The sequence below is a fragment of the Miltoncostaea oceani genome (assembly GCF_018141545.1).
GTDB classification, from domain to species: Bacteria; Actinomycetota; Thermoleophilia; order Miltoncostaeales; family Miltoncostaeaceae; genus Miltoncostaea; species Miltoncostaea oceani.
Map to the genome: position 1 here is coordinate 1,709,502 of NZ_CP064356.1, position 22,551 is coordinate 1,732,052.

The 22,551-nt window shown below is 74.4% G+C and carries 19 protein-coding genes, 1 other RNA gene and 1 pseudogene; 16 read left to right on the top strand and 5 right to left on the bottom strand.

What is annotated here, in order from left to right; all coding sequences use genetic code 11:
* Window positions 1-17: 17 nt before the first annotated feature.
* The 3 genes from IU369_RS08740 to IU369_RS08750 all read right to left on the bottom strand — a co-directional run bounded on the left by IU369_RS08740 (window position 18) and on the right by IU369_RS08750 (window position 4,991).
* Window positions 18-1,328, bottom strand: coding sequence for an extracellular solute-binding protein (locus IU369_RS08740; protein WP_217924186.1), 1,311 nt, complete (start codon window positions 1,326-1,328; stop codon window positions 18-20).
* Window positions 1,329-1,461: 133 nt separating this feature from the next.
* Window positions 1,462-3,243: an ABC transporter ATP-binding protein gene (locus IU369_RS08745; RefSeq protein ID WP_217924187.1), complete on the bottom strand. Its 1,782-nt coding sequence runs from the start codon at window positions 3,241-3,243 to the stop codon at window positions 1,462-1,464.
* A complete protein-coding gene (locus tag IU369_RS08750) occupies window positions 3,240-4,991 on the bottom strand; it encodes an ABC transporter ATP-binding protein (protein ID WP_217924188.1) in 1,752 nt (583 codons plus the stop codon). The genes IU369_RS08745 and IU369_RS08750 overlap by 4 nt, the downstream gene beginning before the upstream one ends.
* Window positions 4,992-5,039: 48 nt before the next feature.
* Between IU369_RS08750 and IU369_RS08755 the strand changes: the two genes are divergently transcribed.
* From IU369_RS08755 to aspS, 4 genes and pseudogenes are all read left to right on the top strand, one after another.
* The gene (locus tag IU369_RS08755) at window positions 5,040-5,975 is read left to right on the top strand and encodes a hypothetical protein (RefSeq protein ID WP_217924189.1); all 936 of its coding nucleotides are present in this window, start codon (window positions 5,040-5,042) and stop codon (window positions 5,973-5,975) included.
* Entirely contained in the window at window positions 5,975-6,322 is a 348-nt protein-coding gene (locus IU369_RS08760) for a hypothetical protein (protein WP_217924190.1), read from the top strand. Before IU369_RS08755 ends, IU369_RS08760 begins: the two co-directional genes overlap by 1 nt.
* Window positions 6,319-7,575 (top strand): histidine--tRNA ligase, encoded by a 1,257-nt coding sequence (gene hisS, locus IU369_RS08765; protein ID WP_343233212.1) that lies wholly within the window; start codon window positions 6,319-6,321, stop codon window positions 7,573-7,575. Before IU369_RS08760 ends, hisS begins: the two co-directional genes overlap by 4 nt.
* Window positions 7,572-9,317, top strand: a pseudogene (gene aspS, locus IU369_RS08770) (aspartate--tRNA ligase); the annotation flags it as partial. The gene hisS and the pseudogene aspS, both read left to right, overlap by 4 nt.
* A gap of 300 nt (window positions 9,318-9,617) precedes the next feature.
* On the opposite strand, the gene IU369_RS08775 reads toward aspS, so the two are convergent.
* Both IU369_RS08775 and IU369_RS08780 read right to left on the bottom strand, forming a co-directional pair.
* Window positions 9,618-9,911, bottom strand: a complete 294-nt coding sequence (locus IU369_RS08775; protein ID WP_217924193.1) for a hypothetical protein — start codon at window positions 9,909-9,911, stop codon at window positions 9,618-9,620.
* A 23-nt stretch (window positions 9,912-9,934) separates the two neighbouring features.
* The gene (locus IU369_RS08780) at window positions 9,935-10,198 is read right to left on the bottom strand and encodes a hypothetical protein (protein ID WP_217924194.1); all 264 of its coding nucleotides are present in this window, start codon (window positions 10,196-10,198) and stop codon (window positions 9,935-9,937) included.
* A 153-nt stretch (window positions 10,199-10,351) separates the two neighbouring features.
* Here IU369_RS08780 and ssrS point away from each other — a divergent pair.
* The 12 genes from ssrS to IU369_RS08840 all read left to right on the top strand — a co-directional run bounded on the left by ssrS (window position 10,352) and on the right by IU369_RS08840 (window position 22,542).
* Window positions 10,352-10,504: non-coding RNA, 6S RNA (gene ssrS, locus IU369_RS08785), on the top strand.
* Between the two features lie 13 nt (window positions 10,505-10,517).
* Complete coding sequence (locus IU369_RS08790; RefSeq protein ID WP_217924195.1) at window positions 10,518-11,063, top strand: TlpA family protein disulfide reductase; 546 nt, start codon at window positions 10,518-10,520, stop codon at window positions 11,061-11,063.
* Between the two features lie 68 nt (window positions 11,064-11,131).
* Window positions 11,132-12,610, top strand: coding sequence for a tRNA 2-thiouridine(34) synthase MnmA (gene mnmA, locus IU369_RS08795; protein WP_217924196.1), 1,479 nt, complete (start codon window positions 11,132-11,134; stop codon window positions 12,608-12,610).
* The gene (locus IU369_RS08800; RefSeq protein ID WP_217924197.1) at window positions 12,610-13,182 is read left to right on the top strand and encodes a DUF948 domain-containing protein; all 573 of its coding nucleotides are present in this window, start codon (window positions 12,610-12,612) and stop codon (window positions 13,180-13,182) included. The genes mnmA and IU369_RS08800 overlap by 1 nt, the downstream gene beginning before the upstream one ends.
* Before the next feature lie 15 nt (window positions 13,183-13,197).
* Window positions 13,198-13,407: a hypothetical protein gene (locus tag IU369_RS08805; protein ID WP_217924198.1), complete on the top strand. Its 210-nt coding sequence runs from the start codon at window positions 13,198-13,200 to the stop codon at window positions 13,405-13,407.
* A 33-nt stretch (window positions 13,408-13,440) separates the two neighbouring features.
* The gene (gene alaS / locus IU369_RS08810; RefSeq protein WP_217924199.1) at window positions 13,441-16,002 is read left to right on the top strand and encodes an alanine--tRNA ligase; all 2,562 of its coding nucleotides are present in this window, start codon (window positions 13,441-13,443) and stop codon (window positions 16,000-16,002) included.
* Window positions 15,999-16,394, top strand: a complete 396-nt coding sequence (gene ruvX, locus IU369_RS08815; protein ID WP_217924200.1) for a Holliday junction resolvase RuvX — start codon at window positions 15,999-16,001, stop codon at window positions 16,392-16,394. The genes alaS and ruvX overlap by 4 nt, the downstream gene beginning before the upstream one ends.
* Window positions 16,391-17,269 (top strand): endolytic transglycosylase MltG, encoded by an 879-nt coding sequence (gene mltG / locus IU369_RS08820; RefSeq protein WP_217924201.1) that lies wholly within the window; start codon window positions 16,391-16,393, stop codon window positions 17,267-17,269. The genes ruvX and mltG overlap by 4 nt, the downstream gene beginning before the upstream one ends.
* On the top strand, window positions 17,266-18,081 hold the full coding sequence (gene aroE, locus IU369_RS08825) for a shikimate dehydrogenase (RefSeq protein WP_217924202.1): 816 nt from the start codon (window positions 17,266-17,268) through the stop codon (window positions 18,079-18,081). Before mltG ends, aroE begins: the two co-directional genes overlap by 4 nt.
* A gap of 88 nt (window positions 18,082-18,169) precedes the next feature.
* Window positions 18,170-20,149 (top strand): GspE/PulE family protein, encoded by a 1,980-nt coding sequence (locus tag IU369_RS08830; protein ID WP_217924203.1) that lies wholly within the window; start codon window positions 18,170-18,172, stop codon window positions 20,147-20,149.
* 111 nt (window positions 20,150-20,260) lie between these two features.
* Entirely contained in the window at window positions 20,261-21,328 is a 1,068-nt protein-coding gene (locus IU369_RS08835; RefSeq protein ID WP_217924204.1) for a type IV pilus twitching motility protein PilT, read from the top strand.
* Window positions 21,325-22,542 carry a type II secretion system F family protein gene (locus IU369_RS08840; protein ID WP_217924205.1) on the top strand — a complete coding sequence of 406 codons (1,218 nt, stop codon included), beginning with the start codon at window positions 21,325-21,327 and terminating at the stop codon, window positions 22,540-22,542. Before IU369_RS08835 ends, IU369_RS08840 begins: the two co-directional genes overlap by 4 nt.
* Window positions 22,543-22,551 lie beyond the last annotated feature (9 nt).

Below are 22,551 nucleotides of genomic sequence, written 5' to 3' on the forward strand. Positions count from 1 at the left end.
CTCCCTCCCGCCCGGCATCAGAGGAGCACCTTCCCCTGCAGCGCGTCCTCGATGAAGCTCGCCGACGCCTTCGGCGTCGTGTCGGGGTCCACCGAGTTCGCGGGGTGCCAGCGGCTCAGGGTCGCGTTGACGATCGTGCTCCAGTACGGCGACGCGGGCCGCGGCCCGGCCGTCTCGATGCTCGACTGCCACAGCTCGAGCAGGTCGGCCGGGAACTGCTTGCGCAGCTCGGCGTCCTCGTAGGCGGCCTGCCGCGCCGGCATGTTGGCCGTCTCGATGGCGTACGTCACCTGGTTCTCCTCCGAGGTGATGCACTCCACCGCCTCGAGCGCCAGGTCGGTGTGGGAGCCGTACGGACTGACCCCGACGTTGATGCCGCCGATCGGGGGCCGCGACTGCTCACCGGCGACGGTCTGCGGGTACCGCGCCCATCCGAGGTCGTCGATGACGTCCCCGCCGGCGTAGTTGTTGTACGCGAAGGTCCAGTTGACCATGAACCCGCCGGCGTCGGAGCCGAGGGGCCCGAGGACGGTGCCCTCGTTCGACACCGACAGGTCGGGCTCGGCCGCCGGGGACGAGGCGAGCTGGCGGATGACCTCCGCCGCCCGCACGCCGGGCTCCTCGCCGATGTCGACGGAGGCGTCGGGGCCGGCCTGGGTGTCGCTCACGATCGATCCCCCGGCACCCTCGACCAGCGCGTTGATCCAGACGACGTAGCCCTCGTACTTGTTGGCCTGGACCCCGACGGTGGCGTCGTTCTCGCTCGCCGCGTCGATGATCTGCGCCCACGTCACCGGGCCCGTCATGTCGAGGCCCGCCTTCTCGGCGAGCGACTTGCGGTACCAGAGGACCTGGGTGTTCGCCCACAGCGGGGCCGCGACGAGCTTGTCCTCCCACGTGGCCCCGGCGACGGCGCCCTGCAGGGTCGCCCCCGACAGCGACGTCGCGACGTCGTCGGGCAGCGGTTCCAGGAGGCCCGCGTCCGCGAACTCGGCCGTGAAGACCGGGTCGAGGCTCATGAGCGCGATCGACGAGTCCTCGGCCACCAGGCGCCGCAGGAGCTGGATGCGCTGCTCCGTCGCGCTCTGGGGCAGCAGCTCGGTCTCCACCGTGTAGCGGTCGTTGCTGCACCGCTCCGCGATGCCCGCCTGGCCGAACGCCCCGGAGAACCCGTCGGGCGGGTTCGGGTCGGGGTTGATGTACCACGTCAGGGTGGGCGTGGCGGAGTCGTCACCGCACCCGGCGACCATCGACGTCGCGACGATCGTCGCGGCGGTGACCGCCAGCGCCCGGCGCCACCATCGCGCACGCCGCCGGATCGGTGTCATCGGGAGCCTCCTGGGCAGGGAAACTGACGACCGTCCCTCGTGCCGAACGGCACGAGCGACGAGGACGCTACCACCGTGCCCGGCGCCGCGTCCCCGTAAACGGACTCCGAAACCGCCGGATCATCCCGCCGGCTCAGCCCCCGGCCACGGACTCCCAGTCGCCGTACAGCGCGGCGTAGCGGCCCCCGCCCCGCACGAGCTCGTCGTGCGTGCCCTGCTCGATCACGCGCCCGTGCTCCAGCACGACGATGCGGTCGGCGTCGCGGATCGTGGAGAGGCGGTGCGCGATGATGATCGACGTGCGCCCCTCCAGGAGGGTCGCCAGCGCGTCCTCGATGCGACGCTCCGTGCGCAGGTCCACCGACGAGGTGGCCTCGTCCAGGATCAGCAGGCGGGGGTCGGCCACCAGGGCGCGGGCGAACGAGAGCAGCTGCCGCTGCCCGGCCGACAGCCCGGCGCCCTTGGTCGTGATGGGCGTGTCGTAGCCCTCGGGGAGCTCCTCGATGAACTCCGACGCCCCGACGGCCTCGGCCGCGGCGCGCAGCTCGTCGTCGGTGGCGTCGGGCCGGCCGAACGCGAGGTTCTCGGCGATGGTGCCGGCGAACAGGTGGCCCTCCTGGGGGACGATCGCGAGCTGGTCGCGCAGCGACTGGGCCCGCACCCCGCGCAGGTCGTGGCCGTCGATCAGGACCGTCCCCTCGACGGGGTCGTAGAAGCGGGCGATGAGCTTCACGAGGGTCGACTTGCCCGCGCCGGTCGTCCCGACCAGGGCGACGCTCTCGCCCGCGGCGATGTGGAGGTCGACGTCGGTCAGCACCGGCGTGCGGTCGTAGGCGAAGCCGACCCCGCGGAGCTCCACCTCGCCCCGCAGCCGCGGCAGGTCGACCGCCCCGGGGGCGTCGGTCAGCTCCGGCTCGGTGTCGAGGACCCCGAAGATCTTCTCGAGGGCCGCCATCGCCGACTGGAACGTCGCGTAGAGCTGGGAGAGCTGCTGGATCGGGTCGAAGAAGCTCGACAGGTAGCCGACGAACGCGACCATCACGCCGACGCTGACCTCCTGGTCGAGCACCCGCGTCGCGCCGAAGTACAGGATGATCGCGGTGCCGATGCCCGACAGCAGCTCGACGCCCGGGAAGTAGACGCCCGAGAGGCGGATCGTCGCCATGTTGGCCTCGCGGTACTCCTCGTTGACGCGGCGGAACACGCGCTGCGAGGGCTCCTGGCGGCCGAAGCCCTGCACCACGCGGATGCCGGAGAGCGTCTCCTGCAGCGTGCCGAGCACCTCCGCGACCTTCTCGCGGGTGCGCCGGTACGCGCGGGTCGAGTAGACGCGGAAGAGCGCGGTGCCGATGGCGAGGGCCGGGAAGATCACGAACGTCAGCAGCGCCAGCTCGACGTCGTAGGTGAACAGGATCACGACGACGCCGACGAACGTGAGGCCGTTGATCACCAGCGACGTGACGCCGTCCGTCACGAGCTGCTGCAGCGCCTCGATGTCGCTGGTGAGGCGGCTGACGCTGCGGCCCGTCGGGGTGCGCTCGTGGTACCCGAGCTCGAGGCGCATCAGGTGCCGGAACGTCTGCGTCCGGAGGTCGAGGAGCACCCGCTCGCCGACCCAGCTCGACAGGTACGTCTGGTGGTAGCCCGCCAGCCAGCCGATCAGCCCGGACAGCACGAACAGGCCGACCGACAGCACCAGGACGCCCTTGTCGCCGGCGCGGATGCCGTGGTCGATCGCGAACTGCGCGAGCGCGGGGATCGCGAGCCCCGACGCCGTCACGACGAGCATCAGCACGACGGTGGCGATCGCCCGTCCCGCGTAGGGCCGGAAGTAGGGGAGGAGGCGCCGCAGCTTGCGGCGGGCGGGCGGCGGCTCGGCGCGACCCACGGCGACCGGGGGGGCGACGGTCGTCACCCGGCGTCCCGCGCGATCAGGTCGGGGCGGGCGAGGCCGCCGTCGCGGATCTCCCGGTAGAGCTCGCTGGTGCCGTACAGCTCCTCGTGGGTGCCGCGGGCGGCGACCCGCCCCCCCTCGAGGACCACGAGCTCGTCGGCGAGGGAGAGCGTCGAGAGGCGGTGGGCGATGACGATGGTCGTGCGGCCGCGCATCACGGCGCGCAGGGCCTGCTGGATCTCGCGCTCGGTGGAGGCGTCGACGGAGGCGGTGGCCTCGTCGAGCACCAGCACCCGCGGGTCGGTGATGAGGGCGCGGGCGATCGCGATGCGCTGCCGCTGCCCTCCGGAGAGCGTCAGGCCGCGCTCGCCGACGACGGTGTCGTACCCCTCGGGCAGATCCTCGACGAAGCCGGCCGCCTGGGCCATCGCCGCCGCCCGGCGGACCTCCTCGTCGGTCGCGTCGGGACGCCCGTAGGCGATGTTCTCGCGGATGGTCGTGGAGAAGAGGAACGGGTCCTGGGAGACCATCCCGACGGCCTGGCGCAGCTCGGCGAGGCGCAGGTCGCGGACGTCGACGCCGTCGAGGGTCACGCGGCCCGCCGTCGGGTCGTGGAAGCGCGGCAGGAGGTTGGTCAGCGTGGTCTTGCCGGATCCGGTGGCGCCGATGATCGCGACGGTGCGGCCGGCGGCGACGTCGAGGTCGATGTCGTCGAGGACCGGCGGCCCGTCGGGCGTGTAGGCGAACGAGACGCCCTCGAGGCGGATCTCCCCGCCGCCGGGGGGCAGGGGCCGGGCGTCCGGCGCCTCCACGATGTCGGGCTCCTCGTCGAGCACCTCGAAGATGCGGGTGCCGCCCGCGATCGCCCGCTGCGCCTGGCCGACGAGCATCCCGAGGGAGCGGAACGGCGCCATCAGGAGGGTCAGGTAGAGGTAGAAGGCGACGAACTCGCCGAGGGTCATGTCGCCGTCGATGGTGAGGATGCCGCCGTAGATCAGGACGACGCCGAGCCCGAGGACGGGCATGAACCCCATCAGGGGCTGGTACAGGGCGCGCAGCCGCGCGGCGTCCATGCTGCGGTCGAAGGCCCGGCGCGACGTGGCGCCGAAGCGCGCCGACCGGTCCCCCTCTCGGCCGAACGCCTTGATCACGCGGATGCCGACGGCGCTCTCCTCGGCCATCTCCGTGACCTCGCCGACCCGCTGCTGCACGTCGATGAGCACGGGGTTGGAGCGGCGGCTGTACCGCCACGCGACCACCAGCAGCGCCGGGCCCATCAGCAGCGCCAGCAGGGCGAGCGACCAGTTCATCCAGAGGAGGACCCCGGTCACGATGATCAGGGTGAACGCCTGCATGAACAGGAAGATCAGGCCGTACCCGAGGAAGAAGCGGACGGTCTGCAGGTCGCTCGTCGCGCGGGACATGAGCTGCCCGACCGGCATGCGCTCGAAGTAGGCGACCCCCATCCGCTGGAGGTGGGTGAACAGGCGGGCGCGCAGGTCGAACTCGACGGCCAGGCTCACCTGGCCGGAGACCCACCGCCGCACCACCCCGAACGCCATCCGCAGCACCACGACGCCGACGACCGCCCACACGAGCGGCGCGAGGGCCGCGCGGTCACCCGACTCGAGGACGTCGTCGATCACCCGTCCGGTCAGGTATGGCAAGGTGACGGAGCACGCCATCAGGCCTGCGGCGCTGAGGGCGGTGACGGCGACCCGGCCCGTGTGGGGCCGCAGGAAGCCGAGCAGGCGGAGGAGGACTCTCAAGGTGATTCACTGGTGAACGATAGGGGAGCCCCCAGGGGGGCACAAGCCGTGGCGCCGTGGCGCGACGACGCCATGCCGGTCGCGCCGCGGCCGCCCGTCGCGCTCGCCGTGCCGAACGTGTCCGAGGGACGCGACGCGGCGACGATCCACGCCCTGGTCGAGGCGTGCGAGGTCCCCGGCGTGCGGGTGCTCGACGTCCACTCCGACCCCGATCACCACCGCAGCGTCATCAGCCTCGCCGGCGAGCCGCTCGCCCTGCAGGACTCCCTCGTCGACCTCGCCGCCGCCTGCGTCGACCGCATCGACCTCCGGCGCCAGCGCGGGGCGCACCCGCGCACCGGCGCCCTGGACGTCGTCCCGATCGTCGCCTTCGACGACGACGGCATCGGCCTGGCGTCGGAGATCGCCCTCGGGCTCGCCGGGCGCCTCGCGACCGAGATCGCCCTGCCCGTCTTCCTCTACGGCGCCGTCGCGACGTCGTCCGACCGCACCCGTCCCCGCGACTTCCGCCGCGACGGCCTCGAGGGCCTCGCGCACCTCGTGGACGAGGGGGGCCTCGTGCCCGACGCCGGCCCCCCGCGGCTGCACCCCAGCGCCGGCGCGGTGCTGGTGGGCGTGCGGCCGCCCCTGATCGCCCTCAACGTCTGGCTCCCCGACGCCACGCTCACCGAGGCCCGCACCATCGCGGCCCGCGTGCGCGAGGCCGGCGGGGGCCTGCCCGGCGTGCGCGCGCTCGGGCTCTACCTGCCGGAGGCGGGCATGGCCCAGGTGTCGATGAACATCGAGGACCACCGGGCGGCCCCGCCTGCGTTGGTGATCGCCGCGGTGCGGGCCGAGGCGGAGCGCCTCGGCGTCGAGGCCGGCGACGCCGAGCTCGTCGGGCTCATCCCGCGCGACGCCGTCCTCGGCGGTCCCACCCCGTCCGCGATGCGCATCTCCGGGTTCCGGCCCGGGCAGGTCATCGACCCGACGGGGGTGGCCTGATGGCCAAGCGCAAGCGCCGCAAGGGCGCCGGCCCGCCGCCGGTCGGCGTGCCCCGCCGCGCCGCCGCGGCCCAGGCGGCCGAGGCGAAGCGCCCGGAGCCGAAGCGCCGCCCCGGCGAGCCCCTCGCCCCGTCGTTCCAGGGCGTGCTCATCCGCGCGGCGATCGTGTCCGCGATCTTCTTCCCCTACCTCGTCTACGTCGTCGACGAGACACCGGTGGCGGCGCTGCTGATCAGCCTGCTCGCCTTCGGCCTGATGGTGCCGCTGGGGCTCGTCCTGGACCGCTTCCGCTACAAGCGCCAGATGAAGCGCTGGACCGAGAAGCGGGCACGGCAGACGGACCGTTGAGCGGTTCCGGCCGCCGGGTGGCGGCGCCCCGGGGCACGCGTGACGTGCTGCCCCCCGAGAGCGACCTGCGCCAGCGGGTCATCGACGTCGCCCGCGAGGCGTTCGCCCGCTACGGCTACTCGCGCATCGTCACGCCGACGTTCGAGGAGACCGACCTCTTCGTGCGCGGCGTCGGCACGAGCACCGACGTGGTCCGCAAGGAGATGTACACCTTCGAGGACCAGGGCGGCCGCAGCCTGAGCCTGCGCCCCGAGGGCACCGCGCCCGTGGTGCGGGCGTTCGTCGAGCACGGCATGCACAAGCAGCCGCTGCCCGTGAAGCTCTGGTACGCCGCGCCGATGTTCCGGTACGAGGCGCCGCAGGCCGGCCGCTTCCGCGAGCACTGGCAGGTCGGCGCCGAGGCGATCGGCAGCGACGACCCGCTGCTCGACGCCGAGGTCATCGCCCTGCTCCACGGCATCTACCGGGAGCTCGGCGTCCCCGGCGTGACGCTGCGGATCGGCAGCATGGGCGACCCGGAGAGCCGCGGCCCGTTCCGGGAGCGCCTCGTCGCGTACCTGGAGGGCCACCTCGACGCGCTCGGCGAGGACGCGCGCGAGCGCATGCGCGTCAACCCGCTGCGCCTGTTCGACACGAAGGACCCGCGGGTCGCGGAGGTCATGCGGGACGCGCCGACGCTGCTCGACAACCTGTCGCCGGCGGCCCAGGCGCACCGCGAGCACGTGCTCGCCGCCCTCGACGCGCTCGGGATCCCGTACGTCGACGACCCCACCCTCGTCCGCGGCTTCGACTACTACACGATGACCGTCTTCGAGTTCGTCAGCGACCACCTCGGGGCGCAGAGCGCCGTCGGCGGGGGAGGGCGCTACGACGGCCTGGTCGAGGGACTCGGGGGGCCGCCCACCCCGGGCATCGGGTTCGGCGCCGGCATCGAGCGGATCGTCCTCGCGATGGGCGGCGGCGGGGAGCCCGCCGGCCTCGACGTCTACCTCGCGGTGATGGACGCCGACCTGCGCGTCGGGATGCTGCCGGTGCTCGAGGCGCTGCGCGCCCGGGGCCTGCGGTGCGAGAGCGACCTGCGCGGGCGGAGCCTGAAGGCCATGATGCGCCACGCGTCGTCGCTCGGCGCCCGCCGCGCGGTGATCGTGGGGGCGCGCGAGCACGCCGAGGGCGTGGCGACGGTCAGGGACATGGACACGGGCGAGCAACGCCGGGTGCCCCTCGGGGGCCTGGTCGAGGAGTTGAGCGGATGATCGGCGCGGACCGGTATCGGAGCCACACGTGCGCGGGGGCCGCGGAGGCCCTCGGCGCGACGGTGCGCCTGTCGGGGTGGGTGCACCGCCGCCGCGACCACGGCGGCGTCGTGTTCATCGACCTGCGCGACCGCTCCGGCGTCGTCCAGCTCGTCTTCCACCCGGAGGCCGCGGAGGCGCACGCCGCCGCCGGCCAGCTCAGCCCCGAGGACGTGATCCTCGTCGAGGGCGAGGTGCTGGCCCGCTCCGCGGCGACCGTGAACCCCGGCATCCCGACGGGTGCGGTCGAGGTGGGGGTGACCCGCCTCGAGATGCTCTCCGAGGCCGACGCGCTGCCGTTCTCCGTCGAGGACGAGACGCAGGAGGCCTCCGAGGAGCTGCGCCTGCAGTACCGCTACCTCGACATCCGCCGCCCCCGCCGCCTGCGGGCGCTGGAGCTGCGGTCCCGCGTGGTCTCGGCGATGCGCCGCGTGCTGGAGGGCGAGGGGTTCCTCGAGGTCGAGACGCCCATGCTCACCCGCTCGACGCCCGAGGGCGCCCGCGACTTCCTGGTGCCGAGCCGCATGCAGCGCGGCTCCTGGTACGCCCTGCCGCAGAGCCCCCAGCTGTTCAAGCAGCTCCTCATGGTCGGCGGGCTCGAGCGGTACTACCAGGTGGTCCACTGCTTCCGCGACGAGGACCTCCGCGCCGACCGGCAGCCCGAGTTCACCCAGCTCGACGTCGAGGCCTCGTTCGTCGAGCCGCAGCAGATCCAGGACGTGACCGAGGCGGTCCTGGTCGAGTCGTTCGCGGCCGCCGGCATCGACCTCCCGACGCCGTTCCCGCGGATGACGCACGCCGAGTCGGTGCGCCGGTACGGCACCGACCGCCCCGACGTGCGGTTCGGCATGGAGATCCTCGACTGGACCGGCCCGGCCGGCGCCAGCGGCTTCGGCGTCTTCGAGGGCGCGATCGCCGCGGGGGGCGTCGTGCGCGGCCTGGTCGTCCCCGGCGCCGCCGCGGGCACGAGCCGCAAGGTGGGCGACGAGCTGATGGCCGAGGCCCGCGAGCTCGGCGCGAAGGGGCTCGTCTGGGCGGCCGTGGAGGCGGACGGGTCGCTGCGGTCGCCGACGTCGAGGTTCCTCGGCGCGATCGCCGCGGACCTAGGCGCGGAGCCCGGCGACCTCATCACCCTCGTCGCCGACGCGGAGCCCGTCGCGCAGGCCGTGCTCGGCACGCTCCGCACGCGCTTCGCGGAGCGCCACGGGCTCGTCCCGGACGACGTCTGGGCGCCCCTCTGGGTCGTCGACTTCCCGCTGGTGGACTGGGACGCGGGGGAGGGGCGCTGGGACGCGACGCACCACCCCTTCACCGCACCCCGCCCGGAGGACCTCGACCGTCTCGAGTCGGATCCCGGCGGCGTCCTGTCGCTGGCCTACGACGTCGTGCTGAACGGCCTGGAGATCGGCGGGGGCAGCATCCGCATCCACGACCGCTCCGTGCAGGAGCGGGTGTTCGGCCTGATCGGCCTGTCGGCGGAGGAGGCCGAGGCGAAGTTCGGCTTCCTGCTGCGCGCCCTGCGCCTCGGCGCGCCGCCGCACGGCGGCATCGCGCTCGGCCTCGACCGCCTCGTGATGCTCCTCGCGGGGGAGCGCTCGATCCGCGACGTCATGGCGTTCCCGAAGACGGCCACCGGCGCCGACCCCCTCACCGGGGCGCCCGCCGCCGTCGACCCCGCCCAGCTCCGCGAGCTGGGGCTGCGCGAGGCGCCGCGGCCCGCGGCCGCGACGCCCCCCGTGGAGGCGCCCGCGCCGGCCGCGCCGGACCCGCAGGAGGCCGTGCTCGACGCGCTGCGCCGCGCGGGCGAGCCGGTGCGGGAGGCCGTCCTGCACGAGCGGGTCCTCGCCCGCGGCGCCGAGATCGGCCCGGCCGAGCTGATCGCGCTGCTGGAGCGCCTCGCCGCCGAGGGGCACCTGCGCGTGTCGATCGACGACCGCGACCGTCCCGCGTCGGACCCGGAGCCGTTCGAGCCCCGCCTCTGGCGGGTCGTGAGGTAGCGCGCCCTAGGAGGTGCGGCCGAACAGCCGGCGCGCGTCGCTGCGGAGCGCGTCGGCCAGCACCACCAGGGCCTCGCTGCCGCCGGTCCCCTGGGGCCAGCTGACGCGCACGAGGCGCCGCTCCTCCAGCTCGCCGAGCCCCGCCATCACGGCGAGCAGCCCGCGGCGGTCGGGCTCCAGCCCGAGCTCCGCCGCCGCCGCCGCGACCGGGAACGACAGCTCCCCCGCGGCGTCGGCGCCCTCCTCCAGCCAGCGGGCGACCAGCAGCATCTCGAGGCGCTCACCGATCGCGTCGTCCATCCGCCGCAGGCTAGCGCGGCGGGTCACGCCGCGGTCGCGACCCCGGCCGGCGCGAGCGTGGCGGCGACCTCGGACGGGACCCGTTCGAGGACGAGCATCGACCCGGCCGCCGTCATCAGCTCGATCACGTGGTGGCTGACGGTCGTGCCGGCCGCCGTGACGACCACGGCCGACATGCGGCCGGTGAGCGCGGCGAGGCAGGCGTCGAGGGCGATCTGCTGCCCCTCGTCGAGCGGTCCGACGCCGGGGGCGAGGGTGTATGCGGGTGGGGGGGCGGGGACGAGCACCTGGGTTCTCCGGGGAGGCGTTGCCGTCATCCGAGGGTCGTCGCTTCAGCCCGGGGTTCCAAGGGCCGATGGATGAGATGCCCAGTCCGCCCGGCCCGGCGTTCAAGGCGGCCGGTCACCGTGCCGACCTCGTTCACAGCGGCTAGACTCGGAGGTGCCCTGCAGTGTTCGCCACCGGCTCACACCTTGAGCCAACTAGAGTGACCAGGGAGACGGCGTCGCGTCCCCGCGTGAGCGCGGACGGCCCGTCACCCACCTGCTACCGCAGGTTCAAGTCACAGGCCGGAACGGCACCGCGGGGCGACCTCTTCGTGATCTCGTGAGGCCGCGTCGCGCGCTCGCCGCGCTCGCCCTCGCGTCGGCCACCGTCGCGCTCGCCGCCGGCTGCGGCGGGGGCGGCGACACGTCCGCCGACCTCCCGGCCGCGACGGTCCCGCCGGCCGTGGCCGCCCCCGTCGCCGTGGCCCCCGTGGCCACCGGTGGCGTCGTCACCCCCGGACCCCGCACCCCGAAGCCCGTCGTCGCCGCGCTCGCCGGCAGCAAGGTCGTGGTCGTCGCCTTCCTGGTGGACGGCCCCGCGGACGACGCCGACGTCGCCGCCGCCCTGCGCGCCGTCCAGGCCGACCCCGGCGCGGCCCGTGCCGCCGACGTGTTCGTCTACCGGGTGGGCAAGGACAAGTTCGGCGATCTGGCGGACCTCCTCGGCGTCACCGGCACCCCGTCGGTGGCCGTCATCGGACGCGACCGCACCCTCGTCAACCGCTGGGACGGCCTCAGCGACGCCGAGATCCTGCGCCAGTCGATCTCCGACGCCGCCGACACCGCCGCCCGCAACCGCGGCGCGGCCGCGACGGCGGCACCCTAGGAGCGCACCCGGCGGGGGCCCGCGGGGGCCCTCCCGGGGACGGCGGCACCGGGTGGTAGCCTCGCCCGGTGCCGCCCTATCCCCCCGAGGCCATGCGCCATCTGGCGTCCCCCGCGGGCGCCGGGCCGATGGCCGGCGCCGACGCCGTCGGCGAGTCCGGCAGCGCGTCGTGCGGCGACCTCGTGCGGATCTCCCTGCGGATCCGGGGCCGCCGCGTCCGCGAGGCCCGCTTCCAGGCCTTCGGGTGCGGCGCCGCGACCGCCGCCGCGAGCGCCGCGTGCGCGCGCCTGACCGGCGCGACACTCGACGACGCCCTGCGCCTCGGGCCCGCCGACCTCGACGGCGACCTCGGCGGGCTCGGCGCCGACCGCATCCACGGGCCCGACATCGTGTCGGACGCCGTCGCCCGCGCCCTCGAGGCGTGGCACACCGCCCGGCTCGGCGACCACGGCATCCCCGCCCGCGCCGACCGCGTCGCCGTCGCGATGAGCGGCGGGGTCGACAGCGCCGTCGCGGCCCTGCTGCTGCGCGACGCCGGCCTCGACGTCGTCGGCGTCACGATGCGCCTCTGGCACGACCCGGGCGCCGCCGCCGCCGAGCGGTCGTGCTGCTCGCCCGAGACGGTCCGCATGGCCCGCGCCGCCGCCCACGCCCTCGGGATCCCGCACGTCACCCTCGACGTCGCCGAGCGCTTCCGCTCCGGCGTGGTCGAGGACTTCATCGCGGGGTACCGGGCGGGCCGCACGCCCAACCCGTGCGTGACGTGCAACGGGACGGTGCGGTTCTCGGTGCTCTCCGACGCCGCCGCCCTCGTCGGCGCGCGCCTCATGGCGACCGGCCACTACGCCCGCGTCGACCGCGACGACCGCGGCCGCGCCCTCGTTTCCCGCGCGCGCGACGCGGGGAAGGACCAGAGCTACATGCTCGCCATGCTCGACGGACGCGACCGGGAGCGGCTGCGCTTCCCGCTCGGCGACCTCACGAAGGACCGCGTCAGGGCGATCGCCCGCGCGGCGGGCCTGCCCGGGGCGGAGGCCGTCGAGAGCCAGGAGGTCTGCTTCGTCGGCGAGGGCGGGTACGCGCCGTTCCTCGAGCGCAGCGGCCTCGCCCCGCGCCCCGGCCCGATCGAGGACGCCGACGGACGCCGCCTCGGCACCCACACCGGCCACTGGCGCTTCACCGTCGGCCAGCGGCGCGGCATCGGCATCGCCGGGGCGGAGCCCCTCTACGTCCTCTCCACCGACGCGGCGCGCAACGCCGTCGTCGTCGGGCCGCGGGAGATGCTGAGCACCGCCGGCCTCCGCCTCGACCCCGTCCGGGTGCACGGCGCCCTGGACGACGGCCCGCTCGAGGTCCGGGTGCGCTACCGTGGCCGCGCCCTGCGGGGCCACGCGGCGGAGGAGGGGGACGGGGTGCGCATCTCGCTCGAGGATCCCGCCGACGGGGTCGCCCCGGGGCAGACCGCGGCGCTGTACCGCGACGGTCGCCTCGTCGCGGCCGGTACCATCACCGACCCGGCGCCCGACACCCACCGGAGGACGCACTAGTGGACTGGTCCGACCTGCTGAAGCTGGCCCTCTCGATCTTCCTGATCCTCACGGGGGTCGGGCTGGCCTACCTGTTCCTCCGCATGGCGGGCGTGTTCGGCCGCCTCGGGACCTCGGTGACCCGCATCACCGACGAGGTCGTGCCGATCCTCAACAAGGCGCAGACCACCGTCGACGGCGTCAACCTCGAGCTCATGCGGGTCGACGAGATGATGAAGACGGCCGTCGGGGCCACGAAGGGCGCCGAGAAGACCGTCCAGACCGTGTCGAGCGCCGTCACGAAGCCGGTCCGCAAGATCACGGGCCTCGCCGCCGGCGCCCGCGAGGCCGTCGCCACGCTGCGCGCCCGCCGCGCCGCCGACGCCGAGGCCGCGCGCGTCGCGACGCCGTCCCCGCACGGACCGACGTCGCCCGCCGAGGCCGCCGCCGTGCCGCCGCCCGCGCCCCCGGCGCCGCCCGTGCCGCCGGCCCCGCCCGTGCCGCCGCCCGTCACCCCCGCCGCGTCCGCGACCGCGCCGCCGCCCCCGGCGGACCCGCCGCCCGCCGACGCCAAGCACGACAGCCCCTACTAGGCCATGGCGCGCCTGGTGAAGATCGGACTGATCGGAGGCGCCGTGGCGTGGCTCGGCTCGATCGGCGCGCTCGACCCGAAGCTCTGGAGGGACACGATCGCGCGTGAGCGCGAGCGGCTCCCCCAGCAGATCCGCGAGGCCCTGGCGGCCGGCAAGCGCGCGGCCGCGCAGGCCGAGGAGGACCTCGACCGCGACGTCCGCAACGCCTTCGGGGGCCACGGCTAGCCTCCCCGCCGCTTCCCTACACTGAGCGGTCGGATGACCACGAACGAGATCCGCGAGGCCTTCCTCGCCTACTTCGCGCGCCAGGGGCACCTGCGCATCCCCTCGGCGTCCCTCGTCCCCTTCGAGGACGACCCGTCGGTGCTCCTGACGATCGCGGGCATGCAGCCGCTGAAGTCGTACTTCATGGGTGCGGACACGCCGCCCCGGCCGCGCATGACCAGCTCCCAGAAGTGCTTCCGCACGAACGACATCGACCAGGTCGGGCACACCGCCCGGCATCTCACCTTCTTCGAGATGCTCGGCAACTTCTCGATCGGCGACTACTTCAAGGACGACGCCATCCGCTTCGGGTGGGAGGTCTCCACCGAGGTCTTCGGGCTCGACCCCGAGAGGATCTGGATCACGGTGTTCGAGGGCATGGACGGCGTCCCCGGCGACGACGAGGCCCTCGAGAAGTGGGTCGAGCTCGGCGTCCCCCGCGACCGGATCCAGCGCCTCGGCGAGGCCGACAACTTCTGGAAGGCCGGGCCGACGGGCCCGTGCGGCCCCAACACGGAGCTGTACCTCGACCGCGGCCCGTCGTTCGGCCCCGAGGGCGGCCCCGCCGTCGGCGGCGACCGCTACCTCGAGTACTGGAACCTCGTGTTCATGCAGTACGAGCGGGCGGCCGACGGGACGCTCTCGCCGCTCCCCGCGAAGAACATCGACACGGGCGCCGGGCTGGAGCGGATGGCCGCGATCCTGCAGGACGTCCCCTCCGTCTTCGAGACCGACGGCTTCCGGCCCCTGATCGCCTGGGCGGAGCAGGCGAGCGGGCGCAGGTACGGCGCCGACGGCCGCGACGACCGCGCGCTGCGCGTCCTGGCCGACCACGGGCGCGCGATGACGTTCCTCGCGTCCGACGGCGTGGTCCCCGGCAACGAGGGCCGCGACTACGTGCTGCGGCGGATCGTGCGCCGCGCCGTGTCCGAGGCCGGCCACCTCGGCCTGCCGCCCGACGCCGTCGTCGGCCTCACCGGTCCCGTGGTGGACGGCTGGGGCGACGCCTACCCCGAGCTGCGCGACCGCGCCGCCGAGGTGCGCGACGTGATCGGCGCCGAGGCGGAGCAGTTCGCCCGCACCCTCACCCAGGGCCGCCGCCTGCTCGGCGAGGTCATCGCCCGGTCGGAGGGCACGGTCAGCGGCGAGGACGCGTTCCGCCTGCACGACACGTTCGGCTTCCCGCTCGACCTGACCCTCGAGGCGGCCCAGGACGCCGGGCTCGGGGTCGACGCCGAGGGCTTCGAGCGCCTCATGGGCGAGCAGCGCGAGCGCTCGCGGGCCGGCGGCGCCGCCGACGGCGCGTCCGACCTGTCGGAGCGGGTGGCCCTCGTCGCCCGCGAGTCCGCGCCCGCCGAGTTCGTCGGCTGGGACGACACCGTCGCCGACACCCGCGTCACGGCGATGGAGGAGCTCGGCGACGGCACCGCCCTGCTCAAGCTGGAGCGCTCCCCGTTCTACGCCGAGGGCGGCGGCCAGGTGTCCGACACCGGCCGCATCGACGGTCCCGACGGCGGCGCCGTCGTCGTCGACGTCATGCGGCTCGGCGCCGACCAGGTCCTGCGGGTCCGCCTCGAGCAGGGGCACCTGCCCGTCGGGTCCGAGGTGACGGCGAGGGTCGACGGCCCCCGCCGGCGCCAGACCCAGGCGAACCACACCGCCACCCACGTCCTCAACTGGGCGCTGCGCGAGACCCTCGGCCAGGGCGTCCGCCAGGCCGGCTCCTACGTCGGCCCCGACAAGCTGCGGTTCGACTTCACCCACCGCGGCCGCGTCGCCCCCGAGACGCTCGTCGAGATCGAGCGCATGGTCAACGGGCGCGTCGACGAGGACCAGCCGGTCGGCTGGGAGATCACCGACCGGCAGGCCGCCGCCGACGCCGGCGCGATCGGCCTGTTCGAGGAGAAGTACGGCGAGCGCGTGCGCGTGGTGTCGGCCGGCGACTTCTCGCAGGAGCTGTGCGGCGGCACCCACGTGTCGCGCACCGGCGAGATCGGGCCGTTCGTGATCACCGCGGAGGCGTCGACCGGCGCCGGGTCGCGGCGCATCGAGGCGCTCACCGGCACCGCCGCCGTCGCCTGGCTGCGGGACCGCGAGCGCGCCCTGCTCGACGAGGTCGCCGCCCGCGACGAGCGCATCCGCGAGCTGCAGTCGGAGCTGAAGCGCGCGAAGACGACACGCACCGACGTCGGCGGGCTCGCCGAGCAGGCCGTCACCATCGGCGACGTCCGCGCCCTGGTGGCCCAGGTCGAGGCCGGTGACATGGACGAGCTGCTCGCCATCGCGGACCGGCTGAAGGGGACGCTCGGCGACGGCGCCGCCGTCGTCCTGGGCGCCGCGTCCGAGGGCAAGGCCCTGATCGTGGCGAGCCTCGCCCCCGGGGCGGTCGCCGCCGGGCTCTCCGCCGGCGCCGTCATCCGCGAGGTCGCCCCCGTCGTGGGCGGCGGCGGTGGCGGCAAGGACGCGATGGCGCGGGCCGGGGGCAAGGACCCCGAGCGCCTCCCCGACGCCCTCGCGGCGGCCCGGGCGATCCTGACGGCCCCCCGGGGGGCGTGAAGGTTCTCGCCCTCGACCACGGGTCCGCCCGGACCGGGGTCGCCGTGAGCGACCCCACCGGCACGATCGCGCGACCGCTCCCGGCGATCGCGCGCGTGGACTCGCCGGCCGGCAGGAGGGCGCTGGACGCCGTGATCGCCGCGGAGGCCCCCGAGCGGATCGTCGTGGGGGAGCCCCGCGCGATGTCCGGCGAGCGCGGCGTGCAGGCGCGGGCGGCGGCGGGTTTCGCGGGGCGCCTGAAGTCGCGCGTCACCGTGCCGGTCGAGATGTGGGACGAGCGGCTCACGACGGTCGAGGGCGGACGCCGCGGACGCGAGGGCGGGTCGCGCGCCGACCTCGACAGCCTCGCCGCCTGCGTGCTCCTCGAGGCGTATCTGGCGGCGCGGGCGTGAGCGGCCGCCCCCCCGGTCGGGGCCGCCGCCGCCCGCGGACCGAGCGTGCCCACGGCCGGACGATGCTGTGGCTGCTGCTGATCGTCCTGATGGTCGTCGCGACCGGCCTCGCCCTCGGGTGGGACCGCATCCGCGGGGACGAGGACGCCCCCGTCGTCGCCGAGACGGTCGAGCTGCCCGTGCAGAAGCTCCTGATCCGGGAGGGACTGCGCCGCGAGGACGTCGCCGCGCTGCTCGACGCCGAGACCTCCATCTCGGGTGACCGGTACCTGCAGGTCACGGGCCCCGGGGCCCGCGGCCGCCAGCTCGCGCGGGCGAACAGGCCCACGTCGCTGGAGGGCTTCCTCTTCCCGGCGACGTACGACATCACCGAGAGGACGACGGCCGACGAGCTCGTCGCCGAGCAGGTCGCGGCGTACCTGTCGAACGAGTCGCAGGTCGACTTCTCCTACGCCCGCGCCCGCAACCTCACCCGCTACGACGTCCTGATCCTCGCGTCGATGATCGAGCGGGAGGTGGCGGTGCCGGCGGAGCGGCGGGTCGTGGCCGGGGTGCTCTACAACCGCCTGAGGGCGGGGATGCGCCTCGACATCGACGCCACCGTCCAGTACGCCATCGGCGAGTGGAAGCCCGAGCTGACCGCGACCGACCTCGCCGTCGACTCCCCGTACAACACGCGGCGGTTCCCGGGGTTGCCGCCCGGGCCGATCGCGAGCCCCGGCCTCGACTCGATCCGCGCGGCGGCACGGCCCGCCCGCAACGACTTCATCTACTACGTCGCGAAGAACGACGGCTCCGGCGGCCACTACTTCTCGACGTCGCCGGAGCAGTTCGCGTCGGACGTCGCACGGTCGCGGGCGAACGCCGGCGGATGATCGGGGGAGGGACCAGGGTCGCCGGGATCATCGGCTGGCCCGTCGCGCACTCGCTGTCCCCGGCGATGCACAACGCCGCGTTCCGGGCCCTCCGGCTCGACTGGATCTACGCGGCCTTCCCCGTCGAGCCGGCGCGCGTCGAGGAGGCCGTCCACGGCCTCGCCGCCGCGGGGTGCGCCGGGCTCAACGTCACGATCCCCCACAAGCGCGCGGCGATCGCCGCCTGCTCGTCGGTGTCGGAGGCGGTGACGGCGATCGGCGCCGCCAACACCCTCGTGCCGGACGGGGCGGGCGGCTTCCGCGGCGACAACACCGACGCCGCCGGGTTCCTCCGCGCCCTCGACGAGCAGGCCCCCCTCGACCTGGCGGGCGCCGACGTCCTCCTGATCGGCGCGGGCGGCGCCGCCCGGGCGGTGGCGTTCGCGTTGCGCGGCCGTGGGGCGCGGGTGCGGGTGGCGAACCGGACGGCCGCCGCGGCCGCCGAGCTGGGCGACCCCGTCCCGTTCACCGGGCCGGCGCTCGACACCGTCGCCGGCCAGTCCGCCCTGGTCGTCAACGCGACGAGCCTCGGCCTGCACGGCGACGACGTCCCCGCGGAGCTCCCCATGGCGGGCATCGGCCGCGGCCAGGTGGTCGCCGACATCGTCTACCGGCCGGGCGGGACCCCCTGGCTCGCCGCCGCCGCCGGGCGCGGCGCGCGGACGGTCGACGGGCTCGGGATGCTCCTGCACCAGGGGGCGGCCGCGTTCGAGCAGTGGACGGGGCAGAGCCCGCCGGTCGAGGTCATGCGCGAGGCCCTCGCCGCCCGGTGACCGCCGCCCCCGGGGGATCCGGGGGCCATCAAGCGTTCCGTCCGCGGGGCCGATCCATACGGGGTAGCCCTCCCCCCAGGACGTGCCCGTGCCGCTCTTCCAGAAGGGGCCCCCGCCGGGGGCGCCGGACCCCGCGACCCCCACCCCGGCCCGCCCCGCCGCGCCGCCGCCCGTGGCCGGACCCCCCGTGGCGCCGCGTCCCCGCCCGGTGGCGCCCGCCCCGGGCGCGCCGGTGCCGGCGGGGCCTCCGGCGGCCCCGCGGCGGGTGGCGGTCGCCCCGCCCCCCGGCGCACCGGCCCCCGCGGCACCGCCCGCGCGCCCCGCGCCGGCGGCGGCGCCTCCCCTGGCGGGCCCGCCCGCCCTGCGCGGCGGGGGCGGTCCGCGCATCCCGCGCGGCGAGCCGCTCGGGCAGGTGCTGGTGCGGATGGGGATCATCACCCCCGAGGACCTCGACGCCGCGATCTCCCGGCAGCGGGTCGACGGCCGCAAGCTCGGCGAGATGCTGGTCGCGGAGGAGAAGATCACCCGCGACCAGCTCGCCCGGGCGATGGCCGTGCGCATGGGGGTCGCGTTCTTCACCCTCGCCGACGGCGTCGACCCGGCGCTCGCCCGGCTCGTCGACGAGAAGAGCGCCCGCCGCTACCAGGCGGTGCCGGTCCGGATGGAGCCCGACGGGGCGCTGCTCGTGGCGATGGCCGACCCGTCGAACGTCTTCGCGATCGACGACCTCCGGATCCTCACCCGGCACGAGATCCGCCCGGCGCTCGCGTCGCCGGAGGAGATCCAGCAGCTCCTCGGCCAGAGCTCCCGGCTCGACGCCGTGGTCGCCGACCTCGTGGAGGAGAGCGGGGGAGGGGACGACCCCGCCGAGGCGGCGGACATCGCCGACGCCTCCGAGGACGCCCCCGTCGTGCGCCTCGTGAACTCGCTGATCGCGCGGGCCGTCGACGAGCGGGCGTCGGACATCCACTTCGAGCCGCAGGCGAAGGAGATGTTCGTCCGCTACCGGGTGGACGGCGTGCTGCGCACCGTGACGTCCGTGCCGTTCCGCCTCGCGAACGGCGTCGCGAGCCGCGTGAAGATCATGGCCGACCTCGACATCGCGGAGCGGCGCGTCCCCCAGGACGGCCGCGTCGGGCTCACCGTCGGCGGCCGCCCCCTCGACCTGCGCGTCGCGACGCTGCCGACGGTGTACGGCGAGAAGATCGTCATGCGCATCCTCGACAAGAGCAACGTGATGATGCGCCTCGCGGAGCTCGGCTTCACGAAGGACGTCCTCGCGAAGTTCGAGGGGTGCTACCAGCGGCCGTACGGCGCGGTGCTCGTCACGGGGCCGACGGGGTCGGGCAAGTCGACGAGCCTCTACGGCGCCCTGAACCAGCTGAACTCGACCGACAAGAACATCATCACCGTCGAGGACCCCGTCGAGTACCGCCTGGCGGGCGTGAACCAGGTGCAGGTCAACCCGAAGGCGGGCCTGACGTTCGCCGCGGGGCTGCGCTCGATCCTGCGGTGCGACCCCGACATCGTGATGATCGGCGAGGTCCGCGACCGCGAGACGGCCCAGATCGCCATCGAGTCGGCCCTCACCGGCCACATGGTGCTGGCCACCATCCACACCAACGACTCCGCGGGCGCCCTCACCCGGCTCGCGGAGATGGGCGTCGAGCCGTTCCTGTCGGCGAGCGCGGTCGCGGGGATCCTCGCGCAGCGCCTCGCGCGCCGCCTCTGCAAGCACTGCAAGGAGCCGTACTCGCTGCCGCTCGCCCAGCTGCGGGAGCTGATGGACCTCGCGGTGCTGCCGGCGGGGGTCCCGGACCCGGTCCCGGTGTTCCGGCCGAAGGGCTGCGCCCGGTGCCAGGAGACGGGCTACCACGGCCGTGTCGGCGTCTACGAGATGCTCGTGATGAGCGAGACGATCGAGCGCATGGTGGTGAGCGGCGCGGCGTCGGAGGAGATCACCCGGACGGCGCGTGCGGAGGGGATGCGCACCCTCCGCGAGGACGGTCTGCTGAAGGTGCTCTCCGGCCACACCAGCATCGAGGAGATCGCCCGTGCCATCGGCTGATCCGGCGACGGCGGAAAGGTTCAGCCGGGCGGCCCGCCGGTCGATAGATCCTGTGACCCGGGGCGTCGGCGCCCCGTTCCCCCTGCCCCCCGCGCGCCACGGACGGTGACGATGGTCGACTTCGCCGAGCTCATCACGAACGTCATCGCGAGCGGTGCCAGCGACCTGCACCTGTCGGTCGGCGCCCCGCCGGTGATGCGGCTCAACGGGGAGCTCGTCCGCCTCGGCGACGCGCCCCTCACCTCCCAGGAGACCCGGGAGCTGATCTACGGGCTCCTCAGCCAGGACCAGCGGCAGCGGCTCGAGACGGACCTGGAGCTCGACCTGTCGTACGCGGTCCCCGGCCGCATCCGCTTCCGCGTGAACGCCTACTACCAGCGCGCCGCGCTCGGGGCGGCGTTCCGCGTGGTCCCGACGGGCCTGAAGACCCTGGAGGAGCTGAGCCTTCCGTCGTCGCTGCGCGAGTGGACGACGAAGCCGCGCGGGCTGGTGCTCGTGACGGGGCCGACCGGCTCCGGCAAGTCGACGACCCTCGCGTCGCTGATCAACGAGATCAACGAGAAGCGCGCGTGCCACATCATGACGGTCGAGGACCCCATCGAGTTCCTCCACCGCCACAAGCGCTCGATGATCAACCAGCGCGAGGTCGGCGCGGACACGCACAGCTTCGCGAACGCCCTGCGCAGCGTCCTCCGCCAGGACCCCGACGTGATCCTCGTCGGCGAGATGCGCGACCTGGAGACGATGCAGATCGCGATCACGGCGGCCGAGACCGGCCACCTCGTGTTCGCGACGCTGCACACCTCGGACGCGCCGCAGACGATCGACCGCGTGATCGACGTGTTCCCGCCGCACCAGCAGGAGCAGGTCCGGATCATGCTGGCGAACGGCCTGCAGGGCGTCTGCTGCCAGCAGCTCGTCCCGACGATCTCGGGGAGCCGCGCGGTGGCGTGCGAGGTGCTGATGCCGACGCCCGCCGTCCGGAACCTGATCCGGGAGGGCAAGACCCACCAGATCTACTCGGTGATGCAGACGGGCTCGTCGTTCGGCATGCAGACGATGGACGCGACCCTCGCGAGCCTCGTCCGCCAGGGCGTGATCAGCATGGACATGGCCCTGGAGCGCGCCGGCCACCCCGACGAGCTGAAGCGCCTGCTCGGGTTGGTGAAGGCCGCATGAGCGCCACCTACGTCTACAAGGCGCTCGACCGGGGCGGCAGCGCGCTGACCGGTGAGATCGCCGGCGACTCGAAGGCCGCCGTCGCCGCCCAGCTGCGCCTGCGCGGGCTGACGGTGGTGGACGTCGACCAGAAGTCGACGACGCCGACGGTCGAGGAGCTGCTCGACCGCTACCGCGGCCTGAAGGCGAACCACGTCACGGTCATGGCCCGGCAGCTCGCCACCATGATCTCCAGCGGCCTGTCGCTGCTGCGCGCCCTCTACGTGCTGGAGGAGCAGACGGAGGCGCCGAAGCTGAAGCACGCGATCATGGCCGTCCGGCAGGACGTCGAGGCCGGCCTCGCGCTGTCGCAGGCGATGGGCAAGCACCCGAAGGTGTTCTCCGACCTGTTCGTCGCGATGGTGAAGGCGGGGGAGACGGGCGGCAACCTGGAGGAGGTCCTCGAGCGGGTCGCGATCCAGCTCGAGAAGGACGACCACCTGCGCCGCACCGTGAAGTCGGCGATGGTCTACCCGGTCCTGATCGGGGTCTTCGCCTTCATGGTCCTCATCGGGATGGTGCTGTTCATCATCCCGATCTTCGCGGACATGTTCACGGACCTCGGCGGCGAGCTGCCGGCCCTCACCCAGTTCATGATCACGCTGTCCGACGGGATGCGGAGCTACTGGTACCTGCTGTTCATCGTCCCGACGGTGATCGCCATCGCCTTCAAGAAGTGGAAGTCGACGGACCGCGGCGGGTTCATGTGGGACACCATCAAGCTGCGCTTCCCGATGCGCGTGGGCGACATCGTCCGCAAGATCGCGGTGGCCCGCTTCGCCCGGACCCTCGGCACCCTGACGGCGTCGGGCGTCCCGATCCTGCAGGCCCTCGACATCACGGCCCGCACGGCCGGCAACCGGGTCATCTCCGACCCGATGGCCGAGGTCGCCGAGCGCGTCCGCGAGGGGCAGCCCCTGGCGACCCCGCTCGCGCGGACCGGCGTGTTCCCCGTGATGGTCACCCAGATGCTGTCGGTGGGCGAGGAGACCGGCGCGGTCGACCGCATGCTCCACAAGCTCGCGGACTTCTACGACGACGAGGTCGCGACGATGCTGAAGTCGCTCACCTCGATCATCGAGCCGCTCATGATGATCGGCGTCGGCGTGATCGTCGGCATCGTCGTCATCTCGATGTACATGCCGATGTTCAAGATCTTCGAGCTGGTGCAGTAGCGAGCGACG